The sequence below is a fragment of the Hahella sp. NS-SX17 genome (assembly GCF_057367735.1).
This window is the reverse complement of record NZ_CM170632.1, coordinates 1,621,399-1,646,435: the sequence shown is the minus strand read 5'-3', so window position 1 is coordinate 1,646,435 and position 25,037 is coordinate 1,621,399. Positions and strand designations below refer to the sequence as shown.

Below are 25,037 nucleotides of genomic sequence, written 5' to 3'. Positions count from 1 at the left end.
TTAATGACGGATGGGCTGGACGATAGCCCGAATGCGTGCTTCAACAGGCAGGTTAAGGCTCTGGTTAGAGGAACGAGATCAAGCGATGAAATTATCAGGCTTTCTGCGAGGAACTGCCGCAGGACGCGTTGATAGAAACGGCAATTCGAGAAGCCGAGGCGAAGGGCTTTATAGCGCTGCGATCAGGCGCCTCGTCTGCCAATGCGAATTCGCTGACGGCAGACTGCTAAACAAACGGCTGTTGCAAGAGGATTAATGCTGGAGGTCACTCGTCTGAGAACATCGCATCGATTCTCGCTTTGTCATAAGCCAGAATCCAAGCGTTATAGCGAGTGTATATTTCCCGCAGCGCGCTTTTTTCAGTAGCGATTAAGTCCAGGCCGCGGTCGTCATACAAGTGCAGAATCATTCCTCTGGTGCGATTCACAAAATAACACCGGCCTCGAAGTGAAGGTTTCCGCCGGGAGAAGTCGGCATTCAGTATTGATAGGAATATTTCTGCGTAATTAATCTCACTGGAGGTCACTCCGGTTACATACGCGGTTTTCCAGTGTAGCCCCTTAACACTGTCCGCCTTTCTTGACTCAAATATTACTTTTCTATGCTCGGAGCCGCTCACCTGTCGAATGATATGATTCTTCATTTTTATTTTGTGACGGCGGTGGCGAAGCGTCTCGTATACAACATCCACTTTATCTGTCGCTGAAAAAGCCGCATTACAGATCGAGAGCGCGCGATGCAGCGCTTTTTCGAAGTAATGATTATTCAGTACTCCTTTTTCTCTATCTATCCAAGCACTCGCCTCCGGCGCTCCCATTTCGAACCGAATTCCGGTGGGCCACTTGTAGAATAAGGGCGGACTCAAATCCAGTCCCCGAAACGTATTCTTTAAATAGTCAATCAACCACTTTCCTCCAACCCTTTCCCAGTTTTTCCTAGTTCGTTTCCCAACTGAAAGTCCGCACGGGCTGCGCCGGTCTTATACTTTCGGGCCCCACCTAAGCGGCGTTATCACGTTGAGCTATAATAGGTAGGAACACCTATCCTGGAAAGGCTACAATCATTTACCATGTCCATTTGTTGAGAGCGCCGTGACCTCATTAAAAGCAAAACTCGTTTTGGCCCTGATTTCTACCAGTCTGCTAGTCGTAATAATCATCGCTATTATGACGCCCATCATGGTGGAGCATGAATTCGTCGAGCATGCCAAGGACGCGCACTACGGGCGTTTTCAAGCCGCCATTGAACGCTATATCCGCGAGCATGATTCCTGGGGCACGGAAAAAGACGCTCTGCGTTTCGCCATAGCGGAAGAGGATAACCGAAAACGACACCAAAGACGCCGGTTACCGCCAATGGCGAGACAGCCGGGACAGGAGCAGGAGCCTTACTTCGAGGGGCTGCCGCCCCCCAGGCGACAATCCGCTTCCGGCATGGGGGAAGATCCTCCCTTCGCATTCGTTCTCACCGATCCGAAAGGCCATATTCTGCACGCCGGCAAAGACTATAAGATCGGCCAGAAATTATCTGAGGATGAGCTATCCGGCGCCGACTCTATATGGGTGAAAGGCCAGTTGGTGGCCTATGCGCTTTCCAGCGGCGAGCCGGATCTGTCGACAACAGACCTCGCCTATCTGCATACATTGAGAGAGACGCTGTTCTTCTCCGCATTGGGGGCCATCGTGTTCATCATTCCCTTCGGTATTTGGGAAGGGTCCCGCCTCGTGCGCACCCTCAACCAATTGACCTCGGCGGTAAATCGCATGGCGGAGGGCGATTTCAAGCAACAGGTGCCAGTCAAATCCGAGGATGAAGTCGGCGCTCTGGCGAAGGCGTTCAACCTGATGAACACCCAGTTGCACGAGGCTTACAAAAACCTGGAGGATTCTCGCAACAAGGTCGCCAAGCAGGCGGAGCAGCTAAGAGAGCTCAGCATTCGCGATGAACTCACCGGGCTTTATAACCGCCGCTTTTTCAATGAAGAAGTAAAGGTGCTTCACGCCAACGCGCTCCGTTATGGCAACGGTTTCTGTCTGGTGTTGGGAGATATCGATTTCTTTAAACGCATTAACGATGGTTATTCTCACGTCGTGGGCGATGAAGTGCTGAAGCAAGTCGCGAAGATCCTTATGAACAGCATTCGCAACAGCGACATTGTGGCCCGTTACGGCGGCGAGGAAATGGTGCTGGCGTTACCCAACACCTCCCCCCAGGCCGCCATGGAGATGATGGAGAGAATCCGCAAAACGATTGAGCAGTATTCGTGGGATCGAATCGCCGAAGGCATGAAAGTCACCATGAGCTTCGGCATTTGTGATGAGGTCAACGGCGAACATTTTGAGCACATGCTGGCCGTGGCGGATGAGCTGCTTTACAAGGCCAAAAACAATGGCCGCAACCAGGTTTGCAGCCTGAGTTGCTCTCAGGCTCACTGAAGAAAGGGCATCAACAAGGCCACCGCTATGCGACGGCCTTGTCCCTCGCCTAATGCGAATCGCCGCGCTGTGACTCCTGCCTGAGATAACCCGCCGCCGCCTCATCCTGCTCCAACGTCTGCTGGGCAGGAATCGCCCGGGTTTGCTGATTGAGCTGATGAATCTGCGACGCATTGCCCAGATCTCTTGCGCTGGTGATCGCAGCGATGGATTCCCTGTCTTTCAGAAAGGCCACCACGTCATGTTTGATCTCCTGCAACTGCTCGTCATCCCGATGCATCTCCAAAATATGCCTTGGGTGCTCCAGGTTTCTCATACCAGTGGCGGCGAAGGTGGTGGAGACAATACGCGAGACAATCACCCATGGCGTAATACTGCAGCGCACCAGGGTATTTTCTGAACGGGTGCTGTCGTGAATGCCGGTTCCTGTGGAGATTTTCGACTCGGTGAAAGTGCCCTCGCACTTAAAGTAAACCAGCAGCGACTCAAACTGGATTTCCGCAAAGAACAGGTGCGCCGCGCCACTGAGCAGTTTGGCGAATGACTTGAGCAGAAAACCGATCAGGAACAGATGCGCGCAACTCATCAGCAACCCTGCCCACTCTTCAAAGCGCTGCGTTCCCCACAGTTCCTTTAGAGACGAGACGCCGGTCTGCGAGGTAAAAGCATATAGATCCACCAGCGCATACGCCAACATTAACGTATACACAGTCGCCGCGATGAACAGGATATTTCCCATCGCCAACGCCGCCACTCGCAGCTTTTTGAAAAGCTCTCCCAGCTCCAGCGGCCTGACCATCGGCTGCACCTCCTGAATCATCTCGCCCCTGAACCCGCCTTTGCCGTCCACCTGCTCGTCCAGTTTCGGGTCGAGTTCACGATATACGCGGTTCGGCGCTTCTTTATAACGACGGTTCGCCATCACCAGATTGTCGAGATTGATGAAGATTTCATTGGGATGAACGGACTCCTGCCAATTCTCCCGCAGTTCTGACACCTCGGCGACAGGCTCAGCGCTACTCAGCCTCCGCCCCAGCATCAGAAGTACAATCGCACTGCTGACAGCCGCAGCCAACAAGGTGCAGATTATATATACCCCTGCATGCAAATCAGGAAGTTGCGTCAGCCAGCCCTCAACTTCCGTCCGGGAAATCCTCCAATGCGACATGCCCCAGGAAAGCGCCAGTCCAACGACTAAAGGAATGATGAAAGAGAGCGCGATCACCTTGGCGAGCGAACCTCCGCCCAGGGTTTCAACCTGTTTTTCAGCCTTCCGGTCCAAAGATTTTCCTGCGGCTCTCCAGGTAAACAACAGGTAAGCCGTCAATAACGCCGTATAAACCGGAAAGGCCAGTTCGCCAGCCTCACCCGCAAAACCGGCCAGAGACACAAATGCGACAAAGCCGTAGGCAACCAGCATCACCGCCGTGTTGATCCAGGCGCCGAACAAGCGTTGCGACAAGTTCCGGACCGGATACGGCATAAACAGCAGTTTGGGAACAAGGCTGTGAATCAAACGCGCCAGCAAGCCTTTCGGCTCCACAAAGGTAATGTTCTTGCGCCCCATCAGCATCTCTTCCAGTTGCCGGTGGTCATACCCCACATAAGATGCTTCTTCCTGCGCCGTGCTGGCCTGAGACTTACTCCGGTTTATCGCCAGCGAAGTCGGATGGTTGCGCCCGACAAAATAACGCAGCATCGCATAAACGCCGGAAGATAACGCGATGACGCCAATGCTCAGAACCAGCACGCCAAAGCCCATCAGTATCCAGCCTGAAGCCGCGTTGTCTTTGACCACGCCCGCCGCCGTGATGAGCAGGTAAAGTGCGATTAGAACTTGAATGACGCCTCTGCCCGCAGTCACGGCGCCTTCGAGTTTGAAAGGATTTTTCAGCCCCAGGTCGATAGAGCCATAATCAAAAGCCATTCGTTAATCCTTAATTCAGGGATGTATTAGGAGGTGTAGTTAGTTTTTATTGTATTAATGCGCTCTATTATATTCCGAGCCCAGTTGCTTTTGATAAAGAAAAATCGTCTTCCCAATAACGCGCGTCAGCACAGGGAGGTCGACGCCGCTAGGCGACGTCGGGAAAGACAATTGTCGGATAAGAATGCGACAGAACACTGATGCAGTCGTTTTCGCCAATGATCAGGTACTCCTGCAATCCTTCATGATGCTGCGACGCAAATCCCGGCCGTTGCGATTCCTGCTCCAACCAGCCGCCAGTGTGAACCCTGAACGCCCATCCCTGCTTCGAAGTGAGACTTCCCCAGAACTCCAGCAGGTCTCCCTCATCGAGCACTCTGAATCCCACAGGCCGCTCAAAGGTCATAGCAATCCGGCCATCCAGTGTCGGCGACGCCAGATCAACCCGCAAATACCGCAAATCATAGTGAACGCCTACGATTTCCAGTCCCTCGCTATGCTCACTTTCGATAACGTCAAAAATAACCTTTTTATCTTTATCTACATCCATACTCACTTCTGTACCCATATGTTTATCTATCAATCAGCGCCATCAATTTCACGAACAGGAATAGTCGCAAGCACATCCAAAGGCGCCATGTTCATATTAATCGCCAAGATTTCCCCCGGACATTTCGGCGTCGTGACATAGTGAGTGACGCATCCGCAGAGATTGCAGCGATGGAACTCCAGCTCCCTGTCGCCCCATATATAAAAAACCGATTTTTCTTTCTCAAACCCGACCTCAACCTCTTCAGGCGAGTAGTATCCCCATAAAGCAGCATACCTGCGGCAAATAGAACAATTGCACTTTCCAACCTCAGTCGGCGGATGTTCCGTTGAGAGCTTGATGTTGCCGCAATGGCAGGTTATTTCCATTTACTAATTCCTTGAAAAATAATAACAATAAGTATTATTGCAAAACTGGCTGAGCGAGTTTCCGATCTCGGCGATTAGCTTCAGTTAAAATCGCCCGTCCCACAAGCTCAAATTCATAGCCAGATTAAAGCGTCGCACTATTTGTCTACAACGACAGCTAGCCGCACGCAGGCGTTGCATAAACCGGACCCTATATCACCTGTTTGCCGACGGTCGCAGCGAATCTTGTCTATCCTTGCTTAGGGGACAGGAATAATCGCTGGGAATACGCGTATGAAGAACACCCTCTGGGAGCAGTTCAAGGCTGGCCTGTTTCGGGGCAGGTCGGAGCGGGAAACGTTGCATAATGTCGTGGAGTACGCCCCAAACGCCATCGTGCTGATCGATCAGAATGGCATTATTCAAATGGTGAATGCGCAGACTGAATGCGGTTTTGGATACACCCGCCAGGAGCTACTTGGGCAGCCCGTTGAAATATTGGTTCCGCACCGCTTCCGAAACGCCCATCCCGGACAACGCAACAGCTTCTTCGCCCATCCCGCGCGACGCGCGATGGGTTCTGGGCGCGATCTGTTTGGCATGCGTAAAGACGGCACGGAGTTCCCTATCGAGATTGGCCTGACGCCAGTTCCCTCAGGCGGCCGTATAATGGCGCTGGCCAGCATTATTGATATCACTGAGCGCAAACGTGCGGAAAAACGTTTTCGCCAGGTAATCGAGTCTGCGCCGAATGCTATCGTGGTGATCAACAAACATGGCGACGTCACGCTGGTGAACGCGCAAATGGAAGAAATGTTCGGCTACTCTCGAGACGATATTGTCGGTAAACCTTTAGACATACTGATTCCAGAACGTTTTCGTGATCGACACGGCAGCTTTATCAACTCTTTCTTCGCCTACCCAAGCGCTCGTAGCATGGGCGTCGGCCGCGAACTGTATGGGCGCAAACGTGACGGAACTGAATTCCCGGTTGAGATAGGCTTGAACCCTATCGCCTCGGAAGAAGGCTCTCTGGTGCTGGCGAGCATTTTTGATATATCAGAGCGTAAATCAGCCGACGAGAAAGCCAACCAGCTGAGAAAAGAATTGCATGACGTTATTTCCGTGCTCTCGACCGCTAATGAAGAAATCATGTGCTCCGTTAATCAGGCGGTGACCAGCAGTCAGGACACCGCCACGGCCATCAGTGAAATCGCCGCCACCATCGAGCAAGTCAAGCAAACAGCATTGCTCGCGGGCAGAAAAGCCAAAACAGTTGTTGAGAGCGCCGAGCAAACCCGTAAAGTCGCCAAAGAAGGACACGCCGCCGTCAACGACACATTGCAGGGAATGCAACAGATCCGCACGCAGATGGAAGGCATTGGTGAGAGCATCACTCAGTTATGCGACCAGACCCAGACCATTGGCGACGTGGTCGCTGCTGTCAACGATCTGGCGGAGCAATCAAACCTGTTGGGAGTAAACGCCTCAATCGAAGCAGTGAAGGCCGGGGAAATTGGTCGAGGATTCTCCGTTGTCGCCCAGGAAGTGAAGTCATTGGCCGAACAGTCCAAGATAGCGACCAAGCAAGTACGCGCCATTCTGTCGGATATCCAGAAAGCCATGAACAAGACCGTTCTCGTGGCGGAGCAAGGCCACAAAGCCGTGGAAGTTGGCTCGCAACGGGCCCAATTCAGCGGTGAAGCGATCAAAACGTTGATGGACAACGTCACCACCTCCAGTCAGATGGCGATTCAAATCGCCGCAACCAGCCAACAGCAGATCAGCGGCATGGATCAGATCGCCCAGGCGATAGAAAGCATTCGGGAAGCCAGTCAGGGCAACGTCAGCGGCATCCGTCAGGTGGAGGAAACCGTTCGCAATCTGCATCAGTTGGGCGCAAGGCTAAAAGAGTTGGCGGCGCACTTTAAACCTTAAGTAAGCGCCCTGCCCCAAACTCAAGCCCTCATCACCTTTACTAATCAGCGCCATATAAAAGGTCAATTAGTCCTGTTTGAGTTTCATCCTCATTATGGCCTCAGTTACACAGTTTCAGATTTGAGGTGAACCATGAGCGCATTCGTAAAACACATTTCAGATGCGGAATTTAAAGACGCCGTCATCAATTCGGACAAGCCGGTGCTAGTGGACTTTTGGGCGGAGTGGTGCGGGCCATGCCGGGCGATTGCACCGGTCTTGGATGAGCTGGCGGAAGAAATGGCTGATGATATTCAGGTCGTCAAAGTCAATGTTGATGACAATCAGGCGATCGCCAGCGCCATGGGCATTCGCAGCATCCCCACGCTGATCGTGTTCAAAGACGGTAAAGCAGTGGCCAATCATAGTGGCGCCGTAGGTATGGCGCAGTTGAAGAACTTTATTGCGCAAGCGATTTAGTACCCCCTCTTGGAGCAACACCCCGTTGCTCCTTTTTTAACTACCCACTACTTTTTCTCACTTCGCTTACTGGCGGAACGCCTCAGTCAGCGCTGATCAGTACGTCCCATAAACGAAAAAACGCGCCGCCCGGAAGACGCAGGACGAACGCGTAATACTGCTATTAATCAGGCGGACAAATAGCTTCCTTCTATTAGTCTGCAACAACAGGTCCTGCACACATCAGGCCCCGTCGTGGCGGATACAAATAGAAGGAAGCTATTTGTCCGCCTGATTAATAATATGGCAAGATCATCGCCATATTAATACGACTCTTGATGGTTTAATCGACGCGACGCCAGTTAATCTGGATATCTTCCTTACGCGCAAAGCGAACCAGGTGATCGTCCAGAATATACTGAACCACGCCGAGCGCTTCCTCATTCTCCGCCTCGCAAACTATTTCCAGCGTCGCTTGATCGGCTGTCATCACACAGGTCCCGGGCTTGAACTGCACCCGTCCTTCATGCTCATCCCATTCCGCCGGCACTTTATGGCGAAAGTGTTTGCAAAGTTTGTTGAGGTACAGGCTTGCAGATCCTGTAGGTACTGTCGCGACAGATTTAAGCATCGGGTTTTCCTTCTTAAGTTAAGACCATCAACACAGAGAGCTGAGGGTCCCGGGGCTTGCTTTTCGAAGTTCCTCGCAAAGCGCCCCGTCGCCGGAGTCACTGAGAAGCGTCCTTGTTACGCGGGCATTAGAACGAATACGCCAACGTCAATTTGTAGTTACGGCCTGGCTCGTAGTCATTCAACAACAGCTCACCAAATCTAGGGTGATTGCTTATACCAGTACGTGAAGCGTGAGCGGTGTACAGCTCATCAAACAGGTTTTCAATACCGAAAGTCACCGCCACACCATCAAGCTGTCCTTTCGGCAGCCATTGCATGGACACATTATGCACTTGATAACCTTCTTTATTTTCCGAGCCTTCGGCTACGTTGTCTTCTTCGGATACGAATTGAGCGTTCCAGTCAAACGTCAGATCAGCGCGGGGTACATAGTAAGTTACGATAACGCCTATGGTGTCTCCAATTTCTCGATCCAGCGGCGTAATCGAACCATCATGACGACGCACTTCCGAGTCCATGGAAGCGTAGGTCAGCATAAAGGAAAGGTCGGTCAATGAGTACTTAAAGCTGGCTTCATAACCATCGATAACGGCGGTTCCCACATTTTCATCCATGTCGACAGTCTCTGACGCCTGAATCACATCATGAATCTTGGTGCGGTACAAAGTCACGCCAGCGGCGATTGACTTAGCTCCCCATACGTCAGGCTTAAAGTAATTAACGCCAAACTCTTCGTTATGACCGTCTTCTGGTCTGATGTCTGGATTAGGTGTTTTAGTCCCCCCTGCGTTATTGAAGATCTCCGACAACTCAGGCCCTTTAAACGTCTGAGTCGTGGAGACGCGAACACTTAACGCATCCGTTACGGGCATTTCAACCGCTAGCGCGCTGGACAGCTCCGTATAAGTCTTATCTGCATTGGTGGAATCAAGGTTATAGCGGTCAACTCTGACGCCTGGCGTTATAGAAAGGCCACTGTCGAATGTGACGCGATCTTCTGCAAACAGCGCGATATTCAACGCCTTTTCCTTAGTCAACTTTTCTCCATCCTTGTAGGAGATCCCCTGTTGACGCAGAATATCAGAGCCATAAGTGAACAAATGCTCCAAACCAAACGCTTCAGTCAATGTCTGCGCCGTCGCGTTGACTCCCGAATTAATCGCCTCTCCTTCAATGACGCCGCCGGATACGATGGATTCATCGCGCCTTAAGTCCAGTACATTATGAGACAGGCTCACGCGCATATTCAGCAGATCGCCGCGATCCATGTCGTAGTTCAGAGTGTAGGTGTCACGGTTATATTCCGTTGGATAGGGTAATGAGCTACCAGGGATGTTTGTATTCGTCGCAGGCCCCATATCCGGACGGTAGGTATAGTCGCCTTCGTCCCGATAAGCTCCGTAACCAAACTCCAGACGGTCATACTCACCAATGTCGTAACCCAGTTTGATCAGGTGATCTTTGATTTTGCCGTCATTACCAACGTTCTCCACGCCACCGCCATCTTTTGGGTTGTCGCGGTCATTCACCAGCACATAGGCAAGAAAGTCAAAGCTGTCGCCCAGTTTTCCATAGCCGGTTAAAGAGCCCTGATTGGCGTCATTGGTAAAGTGAGAGAAAGACAGTCTACCGCCGAAGTCGCGACCGGGCTTCAACAAATCTTTGGCGTCCTTGGTCTCAAAATTAACACCGCCGCCCAGGCCTCCATGAACGATAGAGTTGGCGCCAACCTGAATATCCACCGCCTTCAGGATATCTGCGTTAATCAGAAGGTTGCCCATGTGGTGGTACATGAAATTGCTTTGGCTGGCCCCGTCGATACGGATGTCCAAATCGGTATCGTCCAGACCGCGAATGTTGATGCGCTGGTTGACGGAGTGAGTGCCGCCCACCTCCACACCAGGCTGGTCCCGTAACAGGTCGCTGAGGTGGTCCGCCTGTTTGATGGAAATGTCTTCTTCACCCAGATACACGGACGAGCTGGATACCTCCGTCCCCCAAACTGTGACCGGCGCCAGATTGGTGCTCTCCTCCGCCTGAGCGACGCCAGCCACTGGCGCCAGAGCGACAGCCAAAGACGCACATCGCAATGCAAGCGGCAGCCTGGCGGGAGGGAAAGGTGCTTGGGCGGAACGCGCTAACCTTCGGACAACATGAAAGGACATTTCAATACCTCTAATTAAGAACCAGCCGGATCGACGCGCAATAACGCCCCAGACAACAAAAAAGCCGTCCGGATGCGATCATTAGACGCCGGAATATATTAATGAGAATTATTATCAATTATATTATCGTTAACATGAGCTGCGATTAAGGCTCAATGCTTATGCAAAATCGTCGAAATGTTATGAGGTATCGCCAAATGGCAAACGCGGCTCAGTCGAGCCCCCCCCGCATTAACGCGGATGAGTTGATCAGACTGGCAAACGACGCCGGCTACCGGCAACAAGTGGAGCACTCAGAGACCAACCATAGCGATGCGATTATGGAAGGACGCTTCGCGCTGACCAGTTATCCGTCCGGTCTTTCCGTGCACCTTAGCGACCTCAAAGAGTTGCAGACGCTGTCCACCAGCATGGAGCTACCGCCCAAGCTGACCTTATCGGTCATACTAAGGGGCAGGCTGGATTTCGCTTTGGGCGACGCCAGCTTTGAAGCCGGAGACGCAGGTCCTGAGTGTTTCGCCTTATGCATTCCCAAACAGCAAACCTTCCACCGCCGGTTGCGCGCCAATCGTTGCCTCACCAAGGTGAATATCTCCGTCAGTCGCGAATGGCTGGAATGTCGCAGTCTGGAAGATGGCGGCGCGGCTCTTGATCTGGAGGAACTGTTTGGGGAGAAGGTGGCGTTCGCCAAATGGCCGGCGTCCGCTCGCTTGATTGGACTGGCGGAGCAGATCCTCAATCCCCCTCCTCTTAGTCATCTACTCATGAGCCTTTATATCGAAAGTCGCGCCATGGAGCTGCTCAGCGATGGCATGCTGATGCTGCCGAAACACGTCAACAAGCCTCGTGTGGAAGCATCTGAAATTCTGAAATCCCAGGACAGCCGCCGAATCGCAACCGCCAGAGAGTTCATAGACGCGCATCTGGACACTATCGATTCTTTGGAGGAAACCGCCGCCGCCGTAGGTATGAGCGTGAGTACGCTACAACGCCGCTTCAAGCTCGCCTACGGACGCACGGTCTTCGAATATGTGCGCCAACGAAAACTGGAGACGGCGCGCGATGCATTGCTGAAAAAAGAGCTGAGTATTGGAGAAGCCGCTTATAGAGCAGGTTATCGCCACCCTTCCAACTTCGTCACGGCCTTTAAACGCGCTTTTGGCGCCACTCCCGGGGAACTGTAGGGAGTCTCTGAGCAGAGTCACTGCAAGACTATTGCGTCTGGTCCAATGGAAAAACTTGTTATAACATAACACGCGTTTCCACGGATCGACGACGCATAGGGACTCGCATAATGCCAACCAAAGAACAGAACGCAGTGCCTAAAAGAATCCCCACCAGTATTATTACCGGCTTTCTGGGAGCCGGAAAAACCACCGCTATTCTTCACCTCCTTGACCAAAAACCCGCCAATGAAACCTGGGCGGTACTGGTGAATGAATTCGGCGAAGTCGGTATAGACGGAGCCATCCTCACCAGCAAAGGCGCGCTGGTGAAAGAAGTTCCCGGCGGCTGTATGTGTTGCGTGAATGGTCTGCCAATGCAGATCGGACTAAACATGCTGCTGGCGCGCAAACCCGATCGCCTGCTGATCGAGCCAACAGGCCTGGGACATCCTGACGAAATTATCGCCACGCTTAACGGCGAACACTATCGGGATGTCGTCTGCATTAAAGCAACCCTGACGCTACTTGACCCTAGAAAAATCAACGATTCGCGGTATAGCGAAAACGAGAATTTCAAGAAGCAGATTCAAGTCGCCGACATCCTTATCGCCAACAAAACAGACCTGTGCACTGAAGAGGATAAGCAGGCGTTTTACGCATGGGTGGAAACAGCCAGGCCAGACTTGCATGCAAACGCTATTGGCTGGGTCAATCACGGGCGCATAGAACCAGACTGGCTGGAGCGCGCCGCCGCTCCCAGCGACTACATCATTCCGGCGTCGCCGGAAAGCAAGCTGCCCTTTATCGACATCGACCTTGCCCCCAAACAGGATATCGTACGCAAAGAAAATCGCGGCGACGGTTATTTCAGTTGCGGCTGGGTTTTCTCTCCCAAGTACCTGTTTGATATGAAAGAGGTGCTGAACCTGATCTACTCTCTGGACGTTGAACGCTGCAAAGGCGTGTTTCGCACATCAGAAGGCGCTGCAGTCATCAATGCAGAGAATGGAGGCGTTACCGTTTACACCGTCACCGAAGCGCCGGATAGCCGCATTGAAGTAATCGACGGCCAACCACTGGATGTAAAGAGCCTGGAAAAACATTTAAATGCGATTCTGGCCAGCCAAACAACGACGTAATCCGCCACTGGCAGGCGTCAGTTCTGCATAAAAAGAAATCAAATCACGCCGATCAGGCTGGAAAGCTCATCCGCGGAAACAGAGACGTGCTTGATCGTCTCACGCCGCCATGAATAAGCGATATGGAGATCGCCGGAGGGAGTCACGCAGGCGCACGGATAAGAGTATTCACCCTCGCCGTTTTCCAGCACATGGACCTGCCGCCATCGCTCTCCATCCGCTGAGGCGGACATGATGAGCATGGAGCGCCCCGCTACGCCGGAGTTATGAAACAAGAGAAACGGACCATCGTTAGCGCGCACCACATCAATGGCGGCGTCCGGCGCAGGTATTTGCGTCAGGCGCAAGTCAGTCCAGCTTCGGCCGTCATCAAACGACCAACATTCTCCCAAAAAGCCTGCCGTCGTACGGCAAAGGCTCTGAATGGCCTGTCCATGAATCAGCAATACAGGCTGAATCGCTTGCACCAGTGAGACGCGCGGCCCCTGCTTACTCCAGGTTGCTCCCCCATCTTCACTACGCTCAAACCATATTCGCCAGGCCTCATTTTCAGTGCTGGTCGGGATGAGCATCGTCCCAGAAGGCAACACGACTGGACGCCCACGCACCGGCCCGACTCTATCGCTATCAAGCAATCTCGGCTGTGACCAGGTAGCGCCCTCGTCCAGAGATTCGATATAGGCTCCCCACCAACGGGAGGGACTCGGCCCCACTTGATAGTACAACAGCAAGCGGCCATTGCCGGTTCTAAAGAAAACAGGATTCCATAATGGATAACGGCGACCGCTTGGCTGACGGGAGTCTACCAGGAGGCGCTGATTGCGCCAGCATCCACCAATATACTCAGCCCCCCAGATTCCTGTTTTCTGCGCCCCTTCTCTGGGACCGGCAAAGCAAGCCAGCAGCAAGCCGCCCTTCACCTCATGAATACATGCCGCGTGAAATTGTCTGGCGTCGTTTATATCGAAAACAAAAGCCTCCCGCATGGTCGGACGTCTCCTCCAAAGCGTTTCTACAAATCGACGCCGGCATCCCCATCACGAAACAGCGCGCGGATAAGGCGGAATGGCAGCATGACCAGTTCGAAGCCGATGTCGATGATGAACTCCAGCCAGCTCAAAGCGTCCAGCCAATCACTATCACGGCGGTGCTTTTTACTTGGCCAGACATAATGAGCGAGGATAAATCCCACAATGGAAGCAGCCAATATCCAGCCATTAAAGCCATGGGTGAACTGGCTGATGACGCCTATCACCGCGCCGACGAATAACGCCAGCGACAACAACACTCTCAGTAAATCCATAACGCCGGATCAGACCTCTACAAACGGTGTGTCAACAGTACGACATTATACGAACAGCCGCACGGGTAACGGCTCATGTTCATTACTGCGCCAAAGGTTAACCCAGTTTAATGCGGAGGGGACGCCCCATCCTAATTGTTTCTGCTAACATACGAGCGCTAGTCGGTGAAGGCGCATAATGAAGGCATGGGGATTTCGAACTATTCAAAACTAATTGCTGCGCTGGCGGTGATCTTGCCCGCGATGGGGCTTGCTTTGTATTTCAAAGCCAACACACGCGGCAATGCGGCTTCGCAGGAGTGTCTGTTCGGCAATATCTACGAATTGCTGGAAACCCAACAAGTCGACAATAACGTCTATGAACTATATCTACATGTAAGCGGCTGGCCGGACAGAATAGAAACGATTTCCCTCTTTAGTCCCCCTGCAACTTTTGACGCCTGCGGACAACCTTTACAGAAGGCGCTGGCTTCTTCGCCTGTGGAGTACGCTCAGGAAGGAAATACCGTTAAATGGCCGATGCGCTTTGTCGTGGAAGGCGGCGCAGTGAAAATCCGCTATTCCAACGACAAAGACGGCAGAATGGCGATGGAAGATGTTCCCGTAGACTGGAAACTCAGCTCAACCACGCAATCTCCTCCACAACTTACTCACTAAAGAGCGCGCATATTCGGCTCTCATCTCATGGGCCCGATTGATGTAGTAGCGATAATCGATGCTTCCGTCCTCTTCAATTCGATAGTCCACTGTACGGGCTTTCTTCGCGGGATCTTCCCGAGCGGCTTCCGTCATCAGAAACACTTGCGCCATAGTCAGAGCTTTCATACTCATACCCTCTTGGATCTGTACTGAACTTTTATTTCATCTTAGTTCGTTCTATGATTCATAAAAATCAATATTTCATGATCATATAGTTCAAGATATTTGATATATGAAACTACCTGATATTTCCACGGAATTACTGCAAACCTTCGTCACCGTCGTGGACAGCGGGGGCGTGCTGCGCGCCAGCGAACGCCTGTTCAAAACCCAATCCACCGTCAGCATGCAGCTTAGCCGCCTGGAAGAACGCCTGGGCGTCGCCTTATTCAAGACCGTGGGCAGGCGCAAAGAGCTGACGCCAGAAGGCGAAACCATGCTGATCTACGCCCGCAAAATTCTGGATCTGCAGAACGAAGCATTGAAAGCCATTCAGGGCGTGCAGTTTGAAGGCGAGCTGACCATCGGCATTTCCCGCTCTTTAGTGGACGGAGACCTGACCAATGAGCTGTCCAAGTTCGCCATGCAGTATCCGCTGATAAAACTTAACGTGCGCTCCGCATCCAGCATGCATTTGCATAACGCGTTCGAGCAGGAAGAGTTTGACTGCATTATTCGCCTGACTCAGGACCCTTCCGCGGACGAGTTAGTCCTCAGCAAAGCGAAGATGGTGTGGGTGGCGTCGGACAAGTATCAGTTCGATCCCAGCGTCCCTTTGCGCATGGCCAACTTCACCACGCCCTGCCAGTTCCGCTCAATCAGTGAAAAGGCGCTCAAGGCCGCCGGCATTGTGTGGCAGGAAGCATACACCACCAACAACCTCAACGCGTTGATGTCGGCGGTGCGAGGCAATCTGGCGGTCAGCGCCCGCACCCAGCACGCATTGCAACCGGGAACCCGGGTGGTGGGACCAGAGGAAGGACTCCCCGAGCTGCCGGAAATTTTTGTCGTGGCGCAAACCCGCGGCAGCTCAAGGCTGGCCGAGTTCTTTATTTCATGGCTGGCGCCCCGTCCTCCGGTCGCGGCTTGAAGTCGGAGGGCGACGGACAGCCCGCGTTTTCGCAGAACTCATTCAGGGGTTGATCCCAATAAGGCGTGCCTTTGAAACGCTCCAGAACGTAATCCACAAAAGTGCGCACCCGGTGAGAAAGGTGGCGGGTATGGGGATAAATCAGATACGCGTTCGATTCCACCAGTTGGTATTCCGTCAGTATGGGCTTCAGGGCGCCGCTGGCGATTTCCTTGTACAAAATGAAGTTAGGCTGCGTCACGATCCCATAGCCGTTGATCGCCGCCTGCCGTAAATAGTCGCCAGCGTTCGCCTGCAGCCAGGGATTCACATTCACCTCGATGCATTCGCCCTTGCTGTTCCAGAAGCGCCAGATGCTGTTGGGCAGATTGGAGTAATGAATCACTCGATGCTGCGTTAATTCTTCCGGGGTTTTGGGTTCGCCGAACGTCTCCAGATAGGCGGGACTGGCGCAGATCACCGTGTGTATTTTGCAGATCGGGCGGGCGATCAAAGTGGAATCCACCAGGCGTCCGATACGAATCGCCAGGTCATACCCTTCCTGCACGATGTCGACCTGACGGTCATTAAAATTGATGTCGAAATTCAGGTTCGGGTGCATTTGCATGAAGTCATTGAAAACGCAGCCCAAATGCATCATCCCGAACGTGAACGGCGCGGCGATCTTCAACTTGCCGCTGAGGGACTTGTGTTCGCTGGTTACCGCTTCTTCCAGTTCAGCCAGATCCTCCAGCAGGCGCAAACAACGCTCGTAATAACTGCGCCCGGTTTCGGTCAGGGTCAACTTGCGGGTCGTTCGCACCAGCAACTGCACGCCCAGACGAGACTCCAGTTCCGCCAGACGGCGACTCACTGCTGACTTGGCGACGTCCAGAACCTGCGCTGCGCGGGTGATGCTGCCAGTCTCCACCACTTTGGCGAAGATCTGCATTTCCTCAAAACGACTCATGCGCTCCCTCCAACTATGTCTCGCTTAATTGTTCTTATTTTAGCAACAGAATTTTCCCTTCAGCCATGTTTATCCCTTTTATCTCAACAAATATAGTGAGCCCATCTAAACGACAGCCAAACTTTCAGGAGATAATCCATGAACCATTCAAACACTCGCATTCTGAAAATCGACAGCAGCGCCCGTGCGGAAAGTTCAATGAGCCGCAAGCTTGCGCAACAACTTACTGAACAACTGGTGGCGGCCAACCCTGGCGCGGAAGTGGTTTCCCGCGATGTATCCGGTGGATTGCCTTTTGTCACGGAAGAATGGATCGGCGCCAGCTACACCCCGGCGGATCAGCGCACTGAAGTGCAAAATCAGGCGCTGGCGCTGTCAGACAACCTGATCGAAGAATTACAGGCGGCCGACACGCTGATTATCGCCGCCCCTATGTATAACTTCAGCGTCCCCGCCACGTTGAAAGCCTATATCGACCAAATCTGCCGCGCGCAGGTGACTTTCCGTTATACCGAGCAGGGCCCTGTTGGACTGCTGGAAAACAAAAAGGCGTATGTAGTGGCTGTCACCGGCGGCACGCCCGTCAACAGCGCGGCAGACTTCGTTTCCGCCTATATGCGTCAGGTGCTGGGCTTCATCGGCATCAAAGATGTGACCTTTATCAACGCCGACCGCATCATGGTTGATCCGGAGTCCATTCTGGCCGACGCGCAACAGCAAATCGCCGCAGCGACGGAAGTCGCCGCCGCTTAAGAGTTCGTCAGCCTCGTCCAGCAAGGAAGCAGGCTGTCGCATTTTCCGCGCTGCGACGCAGGTTGACGGCGGCATCCGCCAGGGCCTGGTCCAGAGTGACCACTCCCGGCGCAATGGGAAAGACAGCGGTCAACCCCATTGTTCGCGCCGCCGTCGCATCGCCTAAGAGCGCGCCAACCAGCGCAATGGTGGGCGCGCCGGCTCTTTGAGCTCTCTGCGCCACGCCCAGTGGCGCTTTACCTCGCAGACTTTGACTGTCCATACAGCCTTCTCCGGTAAACACCAGATCCGTTCCCTTTAGCTTTTCGTCAAATCCACTGAGTTCCAGCACCAAATCAATGCCCTTGCGTCCTTGAGCGCCAAGTACGCCAACAAACGCCATTCCTAATCCTCCCGCCGCACCGCCACCGGGTATCGCCCCCAACTCTCGTCCCAGCGTCTGCTCATTCAACGCCAGCCAATGGGACAACAAGCGATCGAGTTCCTGCACGTCAGCGGACGTAGCGCCTTTTTGCGGACCAAAAACCGCCGACGCGCCCTGTTCCCCGCACAGGGGATTGTCCACATCCAACGCGATGGTGATGTCACATTCGCGCAAACGCGGGTCCAGCCCGCTGTAGTCCAGCGTGACCAGTTCCCTTAGACCCTGCGCGCAGGGAGCGATTAGTTTCCCCTCAGCATTGAGGGCGCGCAGCCCCAGCGCCATCAACATCCCCACTCCGCCATCATTGCTGGCGCTGCCGCCGAGCCCGATCATGAAGCGTCTGGCGCCGGCGTCCAGCGCATCGCGGATGACTTCACCGCTGCCCCAGCTGCCCGCCAGAAAAGGATTACGTTGCTCCCGCTTCAACAAATGCAGCCCCGTCGCTGCGGCGACTTCTATCACCGCCGTGGCGCCATCCTCCAACAGCCCCCACATAGCGGTTACCCGCTCTCCCAGAGGGTTGCGCACCGTCACGCAGCGCTCATGCCCGCCCTTATTGGCGAGAATCGCCGCGACAAAACCTTCGCCGCCATCGGAGATTTGTATCGCTTCGCAATGAGCGTGAGGTACGACGCGAAGTACGCCCTCCATGATAGCGGCGCCAACTTCCCGGGAAGACAGGCATTCTTTGAACGAGTCTGGAGCAATCAGAACTTTCATTATTTGTTTCCGCATAAGAAAAGGTGACCGACTAAGCCTAGCTATTCCCATGCCAGGGCTAAAGGATCAGGTGAACTCGCGGCAGATTTTTTGCGAGTCTTCCGCAGACAGCCCCTCCCCCGTCAACCCACATTGTCCCGTGCCTGCGCCGCCGGGCTGATAGTGTCGACAGGTATGACAAACGCCAAAGCGCTGCCGTTTACGCGCTATCTGCCATTGCGCCAGGATATCGCGCAGATTCCCGAGCAAGACGGCTTCCTCTTGTCCGGAGAAGTTGCGCATGGCGGCGTCGAACCCAGGCGGTGGCGTCAGTTTATCCAGCAGCGCTTGCGCCTTTTCCGTCAGATGCAGGTGCACCATGCGCCGATCCGAGGCGTCCGCCTGCTTTTCCACAAAGCCTTTGGATTCAAGCTGCTTGATGCTCTGGGAGATCGTGCCTTTGGTGATTTCCAGATATTCCGCAACGCCTTGCGGCGTATCCGAATAGCGGTTGCAGGCCGCCAAATAACGCAGCACATCCAGATGCACCGGCTGCAGATCGTACTCCAGCAACGCCTTGCGCCACTCTGTGCGGATGACGTAACCGATACGTTCGATGAATTCAAAAATAAGATTATCAGGCATCCGCAAATACTATCGACACAATACTGCAATCACAACTGCCCCGATAACGCGATTTTTCTGATCAAACCATCTGATATGCAATTTCTATCAAGGTGATAAGAACAATTATACTCTATGGACTCAGACATAGTGTTGACTCGAAACCTTATGCAAAGATAAATTAAATATGTTTCGAGTCAATACTAAAAAGAGGTTTCTATGTTTACGTCCCGATTACTTGCTTGCAGCACTCTGGCGCTCTCCGTTGGCGCCTGCGCCCATACGCCTTCCGACACGAAAATCGAGTCCGCCGCTAATAACGCAGTTAAAGCGCAGTTCGATCTGATTCAAACCCGCGTTTATCGCGAGGGCCCCAACGCTGTTTTTGAACACCGCGTTCGCGATGGCGCAGGCGCGCTGAAACCCAACGCTATCGGACAGTTGGCCGGCAGCGACGTGTTCAGCTATGTCTGGCCAACCTCTCTGAACAGCAGCTCAGTGGGGTTTGCAGCAGACCAGGGTATTCTCGCCTTCGTGCTAACCGCGCATCCAGACTTTGACGACACGCCAAAATTCGACGAGAACGCCGACGGCAAGTTCGATAATGACGGCGATCTCTGGCATAGCCACTGGGTGGTGCTGACGCCAGATGAACAATGCGGACCCGGCGCTTTAAAGGTGAAGGATATTCCCGCCGGCGCTCACCCCGACCTGCCTGCGACCTGGCCTGGACTGCCGTTGTTTATCGATAGCCCGGGTTATGAGCCGGAGCTGAAAGGAGAGCAGGTCCGCGCACGGGTTCCACTCAAAGACATGGGTTTCCCGGAAGCGTTTCAGTATGACGGCGTCACCGCCGCTCTGCGGGTCAACGCCAGCGTGCACAGTCCGTTATTGTGCGTGACTAATGTATGGGATGTGGCCTCCGGCGATTTAAGCCTGCCAGCGACCTACGCTCCGAAGTAGCGAGGGCATGCTAACCGCACAGGCATGTTAAACGTAGGGGTAAGTGAATAACGCCGGTATGAGCATTATGAGAATAGTAAAAGTAAGTTAATTCAACGGCCAGATAGCGCCCTTCTATGTGCTGAAAAACGACAGGGCCTGGACATGCCAGGCCCTGTCTCCCGCGGGTTGCCGCTTTGTAAGCACCCGCCAGTCAGTACAACGGAGCATTCCCGGTGCGACGACGCGCAGGGTCGCCTGACTGGCGAAAGCGGTGTTCTGCTTCTATAAAATTAGTATTGGGTACAAAACTGTATCAGGTGTCTATTCAGACTGTAGGAGGACACGCCATGGCTGAGGAGTTCGAAAAGCTGCATCCGATTCTCAATGAAATCACCCGCACCGTCACGCAACTGTATGAACGGCAAAAAGACGTCGACACGCTTGAAAAGCTCATCAAGCTGGAGGCCATATTGAAAGTCAAACTGGAGGAAATCCAGGCCGTAAGAGCGAAAGTGGAGAACGAGTAACGCGCTCTAAACTTTCTAAAAACGCTGGGTCGCCTGCTGTCGGTACTCTCTGGGCGTAAGCCCTTTCAACTCCTGAAAGCGCCGATTAAAGTTGGCGACATTATTGAAGCCCACCTGAAAACAGATGCTGGCCACCTGTTCATCGGTTTCCGCCAGGAGACAACACGCGCGGCTGACCCGAATGCGATTGAGAAACTCTACAAAACGATTACCGGTGGCCTTGCGGAAAAAGCGCGAGAAGTGACTGTCCGTCATGCCCACCAGATCCGACACCTCCTGCAAGCTGATCGGCGACTCTATATTATTGATCACATACTCCACCACCGTATTGATCTTGCGTTGCATGGTCTCGTTGGCTTTGGAGTTGATCTGCATGGTGGAAAGCATGCGGTAGTTCGGCCAGGCCGCCAGCTCATTCATGAAATCAAAAAACAGCACGATGCGGGTCAGACCGGTGGCGTCGCGGATCTCTGCAAAACGGTTGCGCACCTCATCAAGATCGACGCCGATGAATTCGATGCCGGAGCGGGCGCGCTCCAGCATCGGCAGCAGCTGGCTCAGTTCGGGAATGACCTTGATGCCCTGCTCAATGGTGTCGTGATTGAAGTGGAGCAACATGTCCCGTAGCTCCACTTCAGACTCTGGGTCATTCTTGCTGATCCAGTTATGCGGCAGCCTGGGGCCCGTCAGAATCAACTGTCCCGGCCCGAACAGCCCCACGTAATCACCGATAAAGACTTTGCCGGTGGTGGCGACGATGAAGTGCAGCTCGTACTCCTCGTGCACATGCCAGCGAATCAAATCGCTGGGGAATCCATGCTCGATATAACGCACGGTGCCCGCGCTGCGGTCCGTCAACTCGATTTCCGGCACGCCTTTATTCATCTTCCGCATCGACTTAACCTACTGCTCAGCTCATGACGTTGCCGCCATCCACATTGAATGTCTGCGCCGTAATGTAGTTTGAGGCCGGCGACGCCAGAAACAGCGCCATGCCGCAGATATCCTCCGGCGCGCCCATGCGTCCAAGCGGCACATCCAATCCCACCCGCCTTTTCTTCTCGCCCAGAGGCAGGTTTTCATATTTGGCGAACAACGCGTCCACCTGCTCCCACATAGGAGTATCCACCACCCCGGGGGAGATCCCATTGACGGTGATATTGTGCTTGGCCAGCGCCAGCGCCGCCGACTGCGTATAGCTGATGATCGCCGCTTTGCTCGCGCAATAGTGCGACACTAACGCCTCACCTCTGCGCCCGGCCTGGGACGCCAGATTGATGATTTTGCCCTGCCTTTGCGAGTCTACCATGTGTTGCGCCACTTTCTGCATCGTGAAAAAGGCCCCTTTCACGTTTACGGAAAATATCCGCTCATACATGTCTTCATTGGATTCCAGCAGCGGCGCCAGATCAAATACCGCCGCGTTATTGAACAGGATATCCACGCCGCCGAAACGTTCCACAGACTGCGCCAACAGGCGATCCACCGAGGCCATATTCGTCACGTCCGCCTGCACATAACAGGCTGTTTCGGGATACAGCTCCAATACGGCCGCAGCTTCTTTCGACGGCGTTGCGGGCAAATCGCAGAGCACGCAGGAAGCACCCGCCGCCAGATACGCCTCCGCCACGGCCGCGCCAATACCACCGCCAGCGCCAGTCACCAGCGCGGTTTTGCCCTGCAGGTTGGTCAGGTTTTCAAGGGAGTAACTCACAGTGTCTTTCCTTTCAAATGAGGGAATGTCGTTAAAAGCGCGAGAAGCCGTCTCGATATGGCGGCGCAGCAAGTCGCCGAATGCAGGATAACGTTGCGGTAGATCTCCCCAGAGCTTGGCGTCGGAGATAAAACGCTCCACTGCATCCGGGGCGGATAACAGTTTTTCCAGTCGCGGCCATTCCGGCTCGTAATAAGGAACCGGAGCCTGCCCGGCGCGAACGCGCTGCATGAAAACATACCAATACGCGATGGCTTGCAGTGTTCGCTCCGGCGTACGACCGGCGGCAAAGCCGCCTTGTAATGTCGGCAGAATAAATATCGGGAACTTGCTGCCGCCATCCGCACAAATGCGTTCAATGCGATCACCGATATTGCGGTTGCCAAAGCGGGCCAGCACTTTGCGCCAGTAGGCGTGTAAATCCAGAGGCGAATCGCCTAACACAGGAATCGCCTCCTGCTCTTCAAAGGCTTCGACAAACGCTCTCAACTCAGGATCATGCACCGCCGCGTCGTACGTAGGGAATCCGCGCAAAGCAGCGTAGTAGGACAAGGCGGTATGACCGCCATTGAGGATACGGATTTTCGCTTCCTCATAAGGCTGCACATGCTCCACCAGCGTCACGCCGACGCGCTCCAGCGGCGGACGCCGCCCGGCGAAATCGTCCTCGACCACCCACTGCACAAAGTCTTCCGCCATCACCGTCAGTGCGTCAGCAACGCCGAATCGCTCCCTTACGTCACGGGAATGTTCGGGAGACAGGCGCGGCGTAATACGATCCACCATGCCGTTGGGGAAACTGGCGTTATCACGCAGCCAGGACAACAGTTCGACATCGCCGACCTGCTGCAGGTACTGGGTAAAGCCGGTCTTCAGGGTATCGCCGTTATGGCGCAGGTTGTCGCAGCTCAGCAGGGTGATAGGCCCCTGTCTGGACTGCATTCTCGCTCTTAAACCCGCATGCAGAAACGCATATAACGTATTACGTCCACTGCCCTGCAGATCCGCGGCGATTTCAGGATGGGCGACATCCAGCAGACCATCTTCCTTCAAATAGTAACCGCCCTCCGTCACCGTGATGGTGACCAATTGCGTCTGCGCATCCGCGAGGCATTGATCCACGCTTTGCGGAGACGCCGCGCCGTCCAGCAGACGAACCAGCGCGCCAATTTCTTCATAGTGCGCCTCACCTTCAGGCGAAACAGTTTTCAGCACATAGCTTCCAGACTGCGCCTGCAGCGCAGCGAACGCGGGGCTGTCGGCGGGCCGTAGATTCACGCCGGTAATGCCCCAGTCCAGACAGTCCTCATGGGCCAGCAGCGCATTGAAATAATAAGCCTGATGCGCCCGATGGAAAGCGCCAACGCCAAGATGGACCACCGACGAGCTTACTTGCGAACGATCATAGGACAGCTTGAGCAACCTTGCGTCGTTCGCCCCAGAACGCGTATCAGACATGAGCCGTCTCCCCGCCATTCACATACACCGCCTGATTTTGCGGATTGAATAAACGCATTTCTTCCGCATCAAAGTTCAGGCTCACTTGCTGACCTTCCATCAGGCCGCTGCGCGCGGCGGACTTCACCACCAGATTGCCACAGCCGTTCACCTGCACATGGCAGTAAGCTTCCGAGCCCAGGTTTTCAATCAGTTCAATACGCCCCTGTACCGGACCATCGCCTATTGGAGCGATATGGATATGTTCAGGCCGCACTCCCAGACTCCATCCGGCGCTGACATTGTCCGCCAATACCCGCGCAGGAAGACGCAGATGGGCGTCAGCCGCGCGTACTTCGACGCTTTCGCCGCCGTGAATCACTTGATCGATCGCCAACATATTCATCTTCGGCGTGCCGATAAATTCCGCGACAAAGCGATTCGCCGGCTGCTGGTATAGGTCAATGGGAGAGCCGCATTGTTCGATCTGGCCCTGATTGAGAATGACCACCCGGTCCGCCAGAGTCATCGCCTCCACTTGATCGTGAGTCACGTAAATCATCGTCGTGCCAAGCTGTTTATGCAGACGCGCCAGCTCAAGACGCATCTGCACCCGCAGAGCCGCGTCCAGATTCGATAACGGCTCATCAAACAGGAAAACTTTAGGCTGTCGCACGATGGCGCGACCGATGGCGACCCGCTGCCGCTGTCCGCCGGACAACTCGCGCGGCTTGCGCGCCAACAGTTTATCCAGTTGCAGCGAGGCGGCGACGGAACGCACTTTCTGATCGATTTCCGCCTGCGGCCGTTTCGCCAGACGCAAGGCGAAGGAAAGGTTTTCCGCTACGGTCATGTGCGGATACAGCGCATAGGACTGGAACACCATGGCCAGATCCCGTTTGGAAGACGGCGCTTCGGTGATATCCCGTCCGTCCAGATGGATAGAGCCTTCGGAAACCAGCTCAAGCCCCGCGATCAAACGCAGCAGCGTGGATTTACCGCAGCCGGACGGACCAACGAAAACGATAAACTCCCCTTCCTGGATTTCCAGATTGACGCCGCGAATAGCATGGTACTGATCGTAATGTTTGTGCAGATCTTTAATATTCAGATAACTCATCGGATAAATCCTCGA

At 53.9% G+C, this 25,037-nt stretch carries 25 protein-coding genes; 10 read left to right on the top strand and 15 right to left on the bottom strand.

Annotation, left to right across the window (positions count from 1 at the left end; all coding sequences use genetic code 11):
* Positions 1 to 265: 265 nt before the first annotated feature.
* Complete coding sequence (locus tag AC2IBB_RS07425; protein ID WP_486333929.1) at positions 266 to 865, bottom strand: DUF3885 domain-containing protein; 600 nt, start codon at positions 863 to 865, stop codon at positions 266 to 268.
* 253 nt (positions 866 to 1,118) lie between these two features.
* Between AC2IBB_RS07425 and AC2IBB_RS07420 the strand changes: the two genes are divergently transcribed.
* On the top strand, positions 1,119 to 2,435 hold the full coding sequence (locus AC2IBB_RS07420; protein ID WP_486332254.1) for a diguanylate cyclase: 1,317 nt from the start codon (positions 1,119 to 1,121) through the stop codon (positions 2,433 to 2,435).
* 49 nt (positions 2,436 to 2,484) lie between these two features.
* Here AC2IBB_RS07420 and AC2IBB_RS07415 read toward each other — a convergent pair whose 3' ends face one another.
* From AC2IBB_RS07415 to AC2IBB_RS07405, 3 genes are all read right to left on the bottom strand, one after another.
* The gene (locus tag AC2IBB_RS07415; RefSeq protein ID WP_486332253.1) at positions 2,485 to 4,362 is read right to left on the bottom strand and encodes a hypothetical protein; all 1,878 of its coding nucleotides are present in this window, start codon (positions 4,360 to 4,362) and stop codon (positions 2,485 to 2,487) included.
* A 148-nt stretch (positions 4,363 to 4,510) separates the two neighbouring features.
* The gene (locus AC2IBB_RS07410) at positions 4,511 to 4,930 is read right to left on the bottom strand and encodes a hypothetical protein (protein WP_486332252.1); all 420 of its coding nucleotides are present in this window, start codon (positions 4,928 to 4,930) and stop codon (positions 4,511 to 4,513) included.
* A gap of 11 nt (positions 4,931 to 4,941) precedes the next feature.
* Positions 4,942 to 5,280 carry a GFA family protein gene (locus tag AC2IBB_RS07405; protein ID WP_486332251.1) on the bottom strand — a complete coding sequence of 113 codons (339 nt, stop codon included), beginning with the start codon at positions 5,278 to 5,280 and terminating at the stop codon, positions 4,942 to 4,944.
* 273 nt (positions 5,281 to 5,553) lie between these two features.
* Here AC2IBB_RS07405 and AC2IBB_RS07400 point away from each other — a divergent pair, with 273 nt between their 5' ends.
* Together AC2IBB_RS07400 and trxA are read left to right on the top strand one after the other, a co-directional pair.
* Positions 5,554 to 7,197 (top strand): methyl-accepting chemotaxis protein, encoded by a 1,644-nt coding sequence (locus tag AC2IBB_RS07400; RefSeq protein WP_486332250.1) that lies wholly within the window; start codon positions 5,554 to 5,556, stop codon positions 7,195 to 7,197.
* A gap of 132 nt (positions 7,198 to 7,329) precedes the next feature.
* Positions 7,330 to 7,656, top strand: a complete 327-nt coding sequence (gene trxA / locus AC2IBB_RS07395) for a thioredoxin (RefSeq protein ID WP_486332249.1) — start codon at positions 7,330 to 7,332, stop codon at positions 7,654 to 7,656.
* A gap of 322 nt (positions 7,657 to 7,978) precedes the next feature.
* Here trxA and AC2IBB_RS07390 read toward each other — a convergent pair whose 3' ends face one another.
* A complete protein-coding gene (locus tag AC2IBB_RS07390; RefSeq protein WP_486332248.1) occupies positions 7,979 to 8,266 on the bottom strand; it encodes a DUF2218 domain-containing protein in 288 nt (95 codons plus the stop codon).
* A 127-nt stretch (positions 8,267 to 8,393) separates the two neighbouring features.
* Complete coding sequence (locus AC2IBB_RS07385; RefSeq protein WP_486332247.1) at positions 8,394 to 10,343, bottom strand: TonB-dependent receptor domain-containing protein; 1,950 nt, start codon at positions 10,341 to 10,343, stop codon at positions 8,394 to 8,396.
* 287 nt (positions 10,344 to 10,630) lie between these two features.
* On the opposite strand from AC2IBB_RS07385, the gene AC2IBB_RS07380 reads away from it, so the two are divergent.
* Positions 10,631 to 11,617, top strand: coding sequence for an AraC family transcriptional regulator (locus AC2IBB_RS07380; protein WP_486332246.1), 987 nt, complete (start codon positions 10,631 to 10,633; stop codon positions 11,615 to 11,617).
* Between the two features lie 110 nt (positions 11,618 to 11,727).
* Complete coding sequence (locus tag AC2IBB_RS07375; protein WP_486332245.1) at positions 11,728 to 12,738, top strand: CobW family GTP-binding protein; 1,011 nt, start codon at positions 11,728 to 11,730, stop codon at positions 12,736 to 12,738.
* Positions 12,739 to 12,776: 38 nt separating this feature from the next.
* Here AC2IBB_RS07375 and AC2IBB_RS07370 read toward each other — a convergent pair whose 3' ends face one another.
* Together AC2IBB_RS07370 and AC2IBB_RS07365 are read right to left on the bottom strand one after the other, a co-directional pair.
* Positions 12,777 to 13,724: a sialidase family protein gene (locus AC2IBB_RS07370; protein WP_486332244.1), complete on the bottom strand. Its 948-nt coding sequence runs from the start codon at positions 13,722 to 13,724 to the stop codon at positions 12,777 to 12,779.
* Between the two features lie 26 nt (positions 13,725 to 13,750).
* Entirely contained in the window at positions 13,751 to 14,041 is a 291-nt protein-coding gene (locus AC2IBB_RS07365; RefSeq protein ID WP_486332243.1) for a hypothetical protein, read from the bottom strand.
* Positions 14,042 to 14,206: 165 nt separating this feature from the next.
* Between AC2IBB_RS07365 and AC2IBB_RS07360 the strand changes: the two genes are divergently transcribed.
* Positions 14,207 to 14,698, top strand: coding sequence for a hypothetical protein (locus AC2IBB_RS07360; protein WP_486332242.1), 492 nt, complete (start codon positions 14,207 to 14,209; stop codon positions 14,696 to 14,698).
* Here AC2IBB_RS07360 and AC2IBB_RS07355 read toward each other — a convergent pair.
* Positions 14,663 to 14,866, bottom strand: a complete 204-nt coding sequence (locus AC2IBB_RS07355) for an RSP_7527 family protein (protein ID WP_148212490.1) — start codon at positions 14,864 to 14,866, stop codon at positions 14,663 to 14,665. The two genes, AC2IBB_RS07360 and AC2IBB_RS07355, sit on opposite strands and share 36 nt — an antisense overlap.
* A gap of 106 nt (positions 14,867 to 14,972) precedes the next feature.
* Here AC2IBB_RS07355 and AC2IBB_RS07350 point away from each other — a divergent pair, with 106 nt between their 5' ends.
* Entirely contained in the window at positions 14,973 to 15,830 is an 858-nt protein-coding gene (locus AC2IBB_RS07350; protein ID WP_486332241.1) for a LysR substrate-binding domain-containing protein, read from the top strand.
* Here the strand turns inward: AC2IBB_RS07350 and AC2IBB_RS07345 are convergent.
* A complete protein-coding gene (locus AC2IBB_RS07345) occupies positions 15,790 to 16,779 on the bottom strand; it encodes a LysR family transcriptional regulator (RefSeq protein WP_486332240.1) in 990 nt (329 codons plus the stop codon). The two genes, AC2IBB_RS07350 and AC2IBB_RS07345, sit on opposite strands and share 41 nt — an antisense overlap.
* A gap of 138 nt (positions 16,780 to 16,917) precedes the next feature.
* Between AC2IBB_RS07345 and AC2IBB_RS07340 the strand changes: the two genes are divergently transcribed.
* A complete protein-coding gene (locus tag AC2IBB_RS07340; RefSeq protein WP_486332239.1) occupies positions 16,918 to 17,532 on the top strand; it encodes an FMN-dependent NADH-azoreductase in 615 nt (204 codons plus the stop codon).
* 7 nt (positions 17,533 to 17,539) lie between these two features.
* On the opposite strand, the gene AC2IBB_RS07335 is transcribed toward AC2IBB_RS07340, so the two are convergent.
* Both AC2IBB_RS07335 and AC2IBB_RS07330 read right to left on the bottom strand, forming a co-directional pair.
* Positions 17,540 to 18,676 carry a glycerate kinase gene (locus AC2IBB_RS07335; RefSeq protein ID WP_486332238.1) on the bottom strand — a complete coding sequence of 379 codons (1,137 nt, stop codon included), beginning with the start codon at positions 18,674 to 18,676 and terminating at the stop codon, positions 17,540 to 17,542.
* 66 nt (positions 18,677 to 18,742) lie between these two features.
* The gene (locus tag AC2IBB_RS07330) at positions 18,743 to 19,300 is read right to left on the bottom strand and encodes a MarR family winged helix-turn-helix transcriptional regulator (RefSeq protein WP_486332237.1); all 558 of its coding nucleotides are present in this window, start codon (positions 19,298 to 19,300) and stop codon (positions 18,743 to 18,745) included.
* Positions 19,301 to 19,498: 198 nt separating this feature from the next.
* Between AC2IBB_RS07330 and AC2IBB_RS07325 the strand changes: the two genes are divergently transcribed.
* Together AC2IBB_RS07325 and AC2IBB_RS07320 are read left to right on the top strand one after the other, a co-directional pair.
* On the top strand, positions 19,499 to 20,242 hold the full coding sequence (locus AC2IBB_RS07325) for a hypothetical protein (RefSeq protein ID WP_486332236.1): 744 nt from the start codon (positions 19,499 to 19,501) through the stop codon (positions 20,240 to 20,242).
* A gap of 329 nt (positions 20,243 to 20,571) precedes the next feature.
* The gene (locus tag AC2IBB_RS07320) at positions 20,572 to 20,751 is read left to right on the top strand and encodes a hypothetical protein (RefSeq protein WP_011395240.1); all 180 of its coding nucleotides are present in this window, start codon (positions 20,572 to 20,574) and stop codon (positions 20,749 to 20,751) included.
* Positions 20,752 to 20,766: 15 nt separating this feature from the next.
* Here the strand turns inward: AC2IBB_RS07320 and AC2IBB_RS07315 are convergent, their stop codons facing one another.
* From AC2IBB_RS07315 to AC2IBB_RS07305, 3 genes are read right to left on the bottom strand one after another with little or no spacing between them, the layout of a single operon-like run.
* A complete protein-coding gene (locus AC2IBB_RS07315) occupies positions 20,767 to 21,645 on the bottom strand; it encodes a cupin domain-containing protein (RefSeq protein ID WP_486332235.1) in 879 nt (292 codons plus the stop codon).
* A 16-nt stretch (positions 21,646 to 21,661) separates the two neighbouring features.
* Positions 21,662 to 23,923: an L-iditol 2-dehydrogenase gene (locus tag AC2IBB_RS07310; RefSeq protein ID WP_486332234.1), complete on the bottom strand. Its 2,262-nt coding sequence runs from the start codon at positions 23,921 to 23,923 to the stop codon at positions 21,662 to 21,664.
* Positions 23,916 to 25,022: an ABC transporter ATP-binding protein gene (locus AC2IBB_RS07305; protein ID WP_216736962.1), complete on the bottom strand. Its 1,107-nt coding sequence runs from the start codon at positions 25,020 to 25,022 to the stop codon at positions 23,916 to 23,918. Before AC2IBB_RS07305 ends, AC2IBB_RS07310 begins: the two co-directional genes overlap by 8 nt.
* Between the last annotated feature and the right edge of the window lie 15 nt (positions 25,023 to 25,037).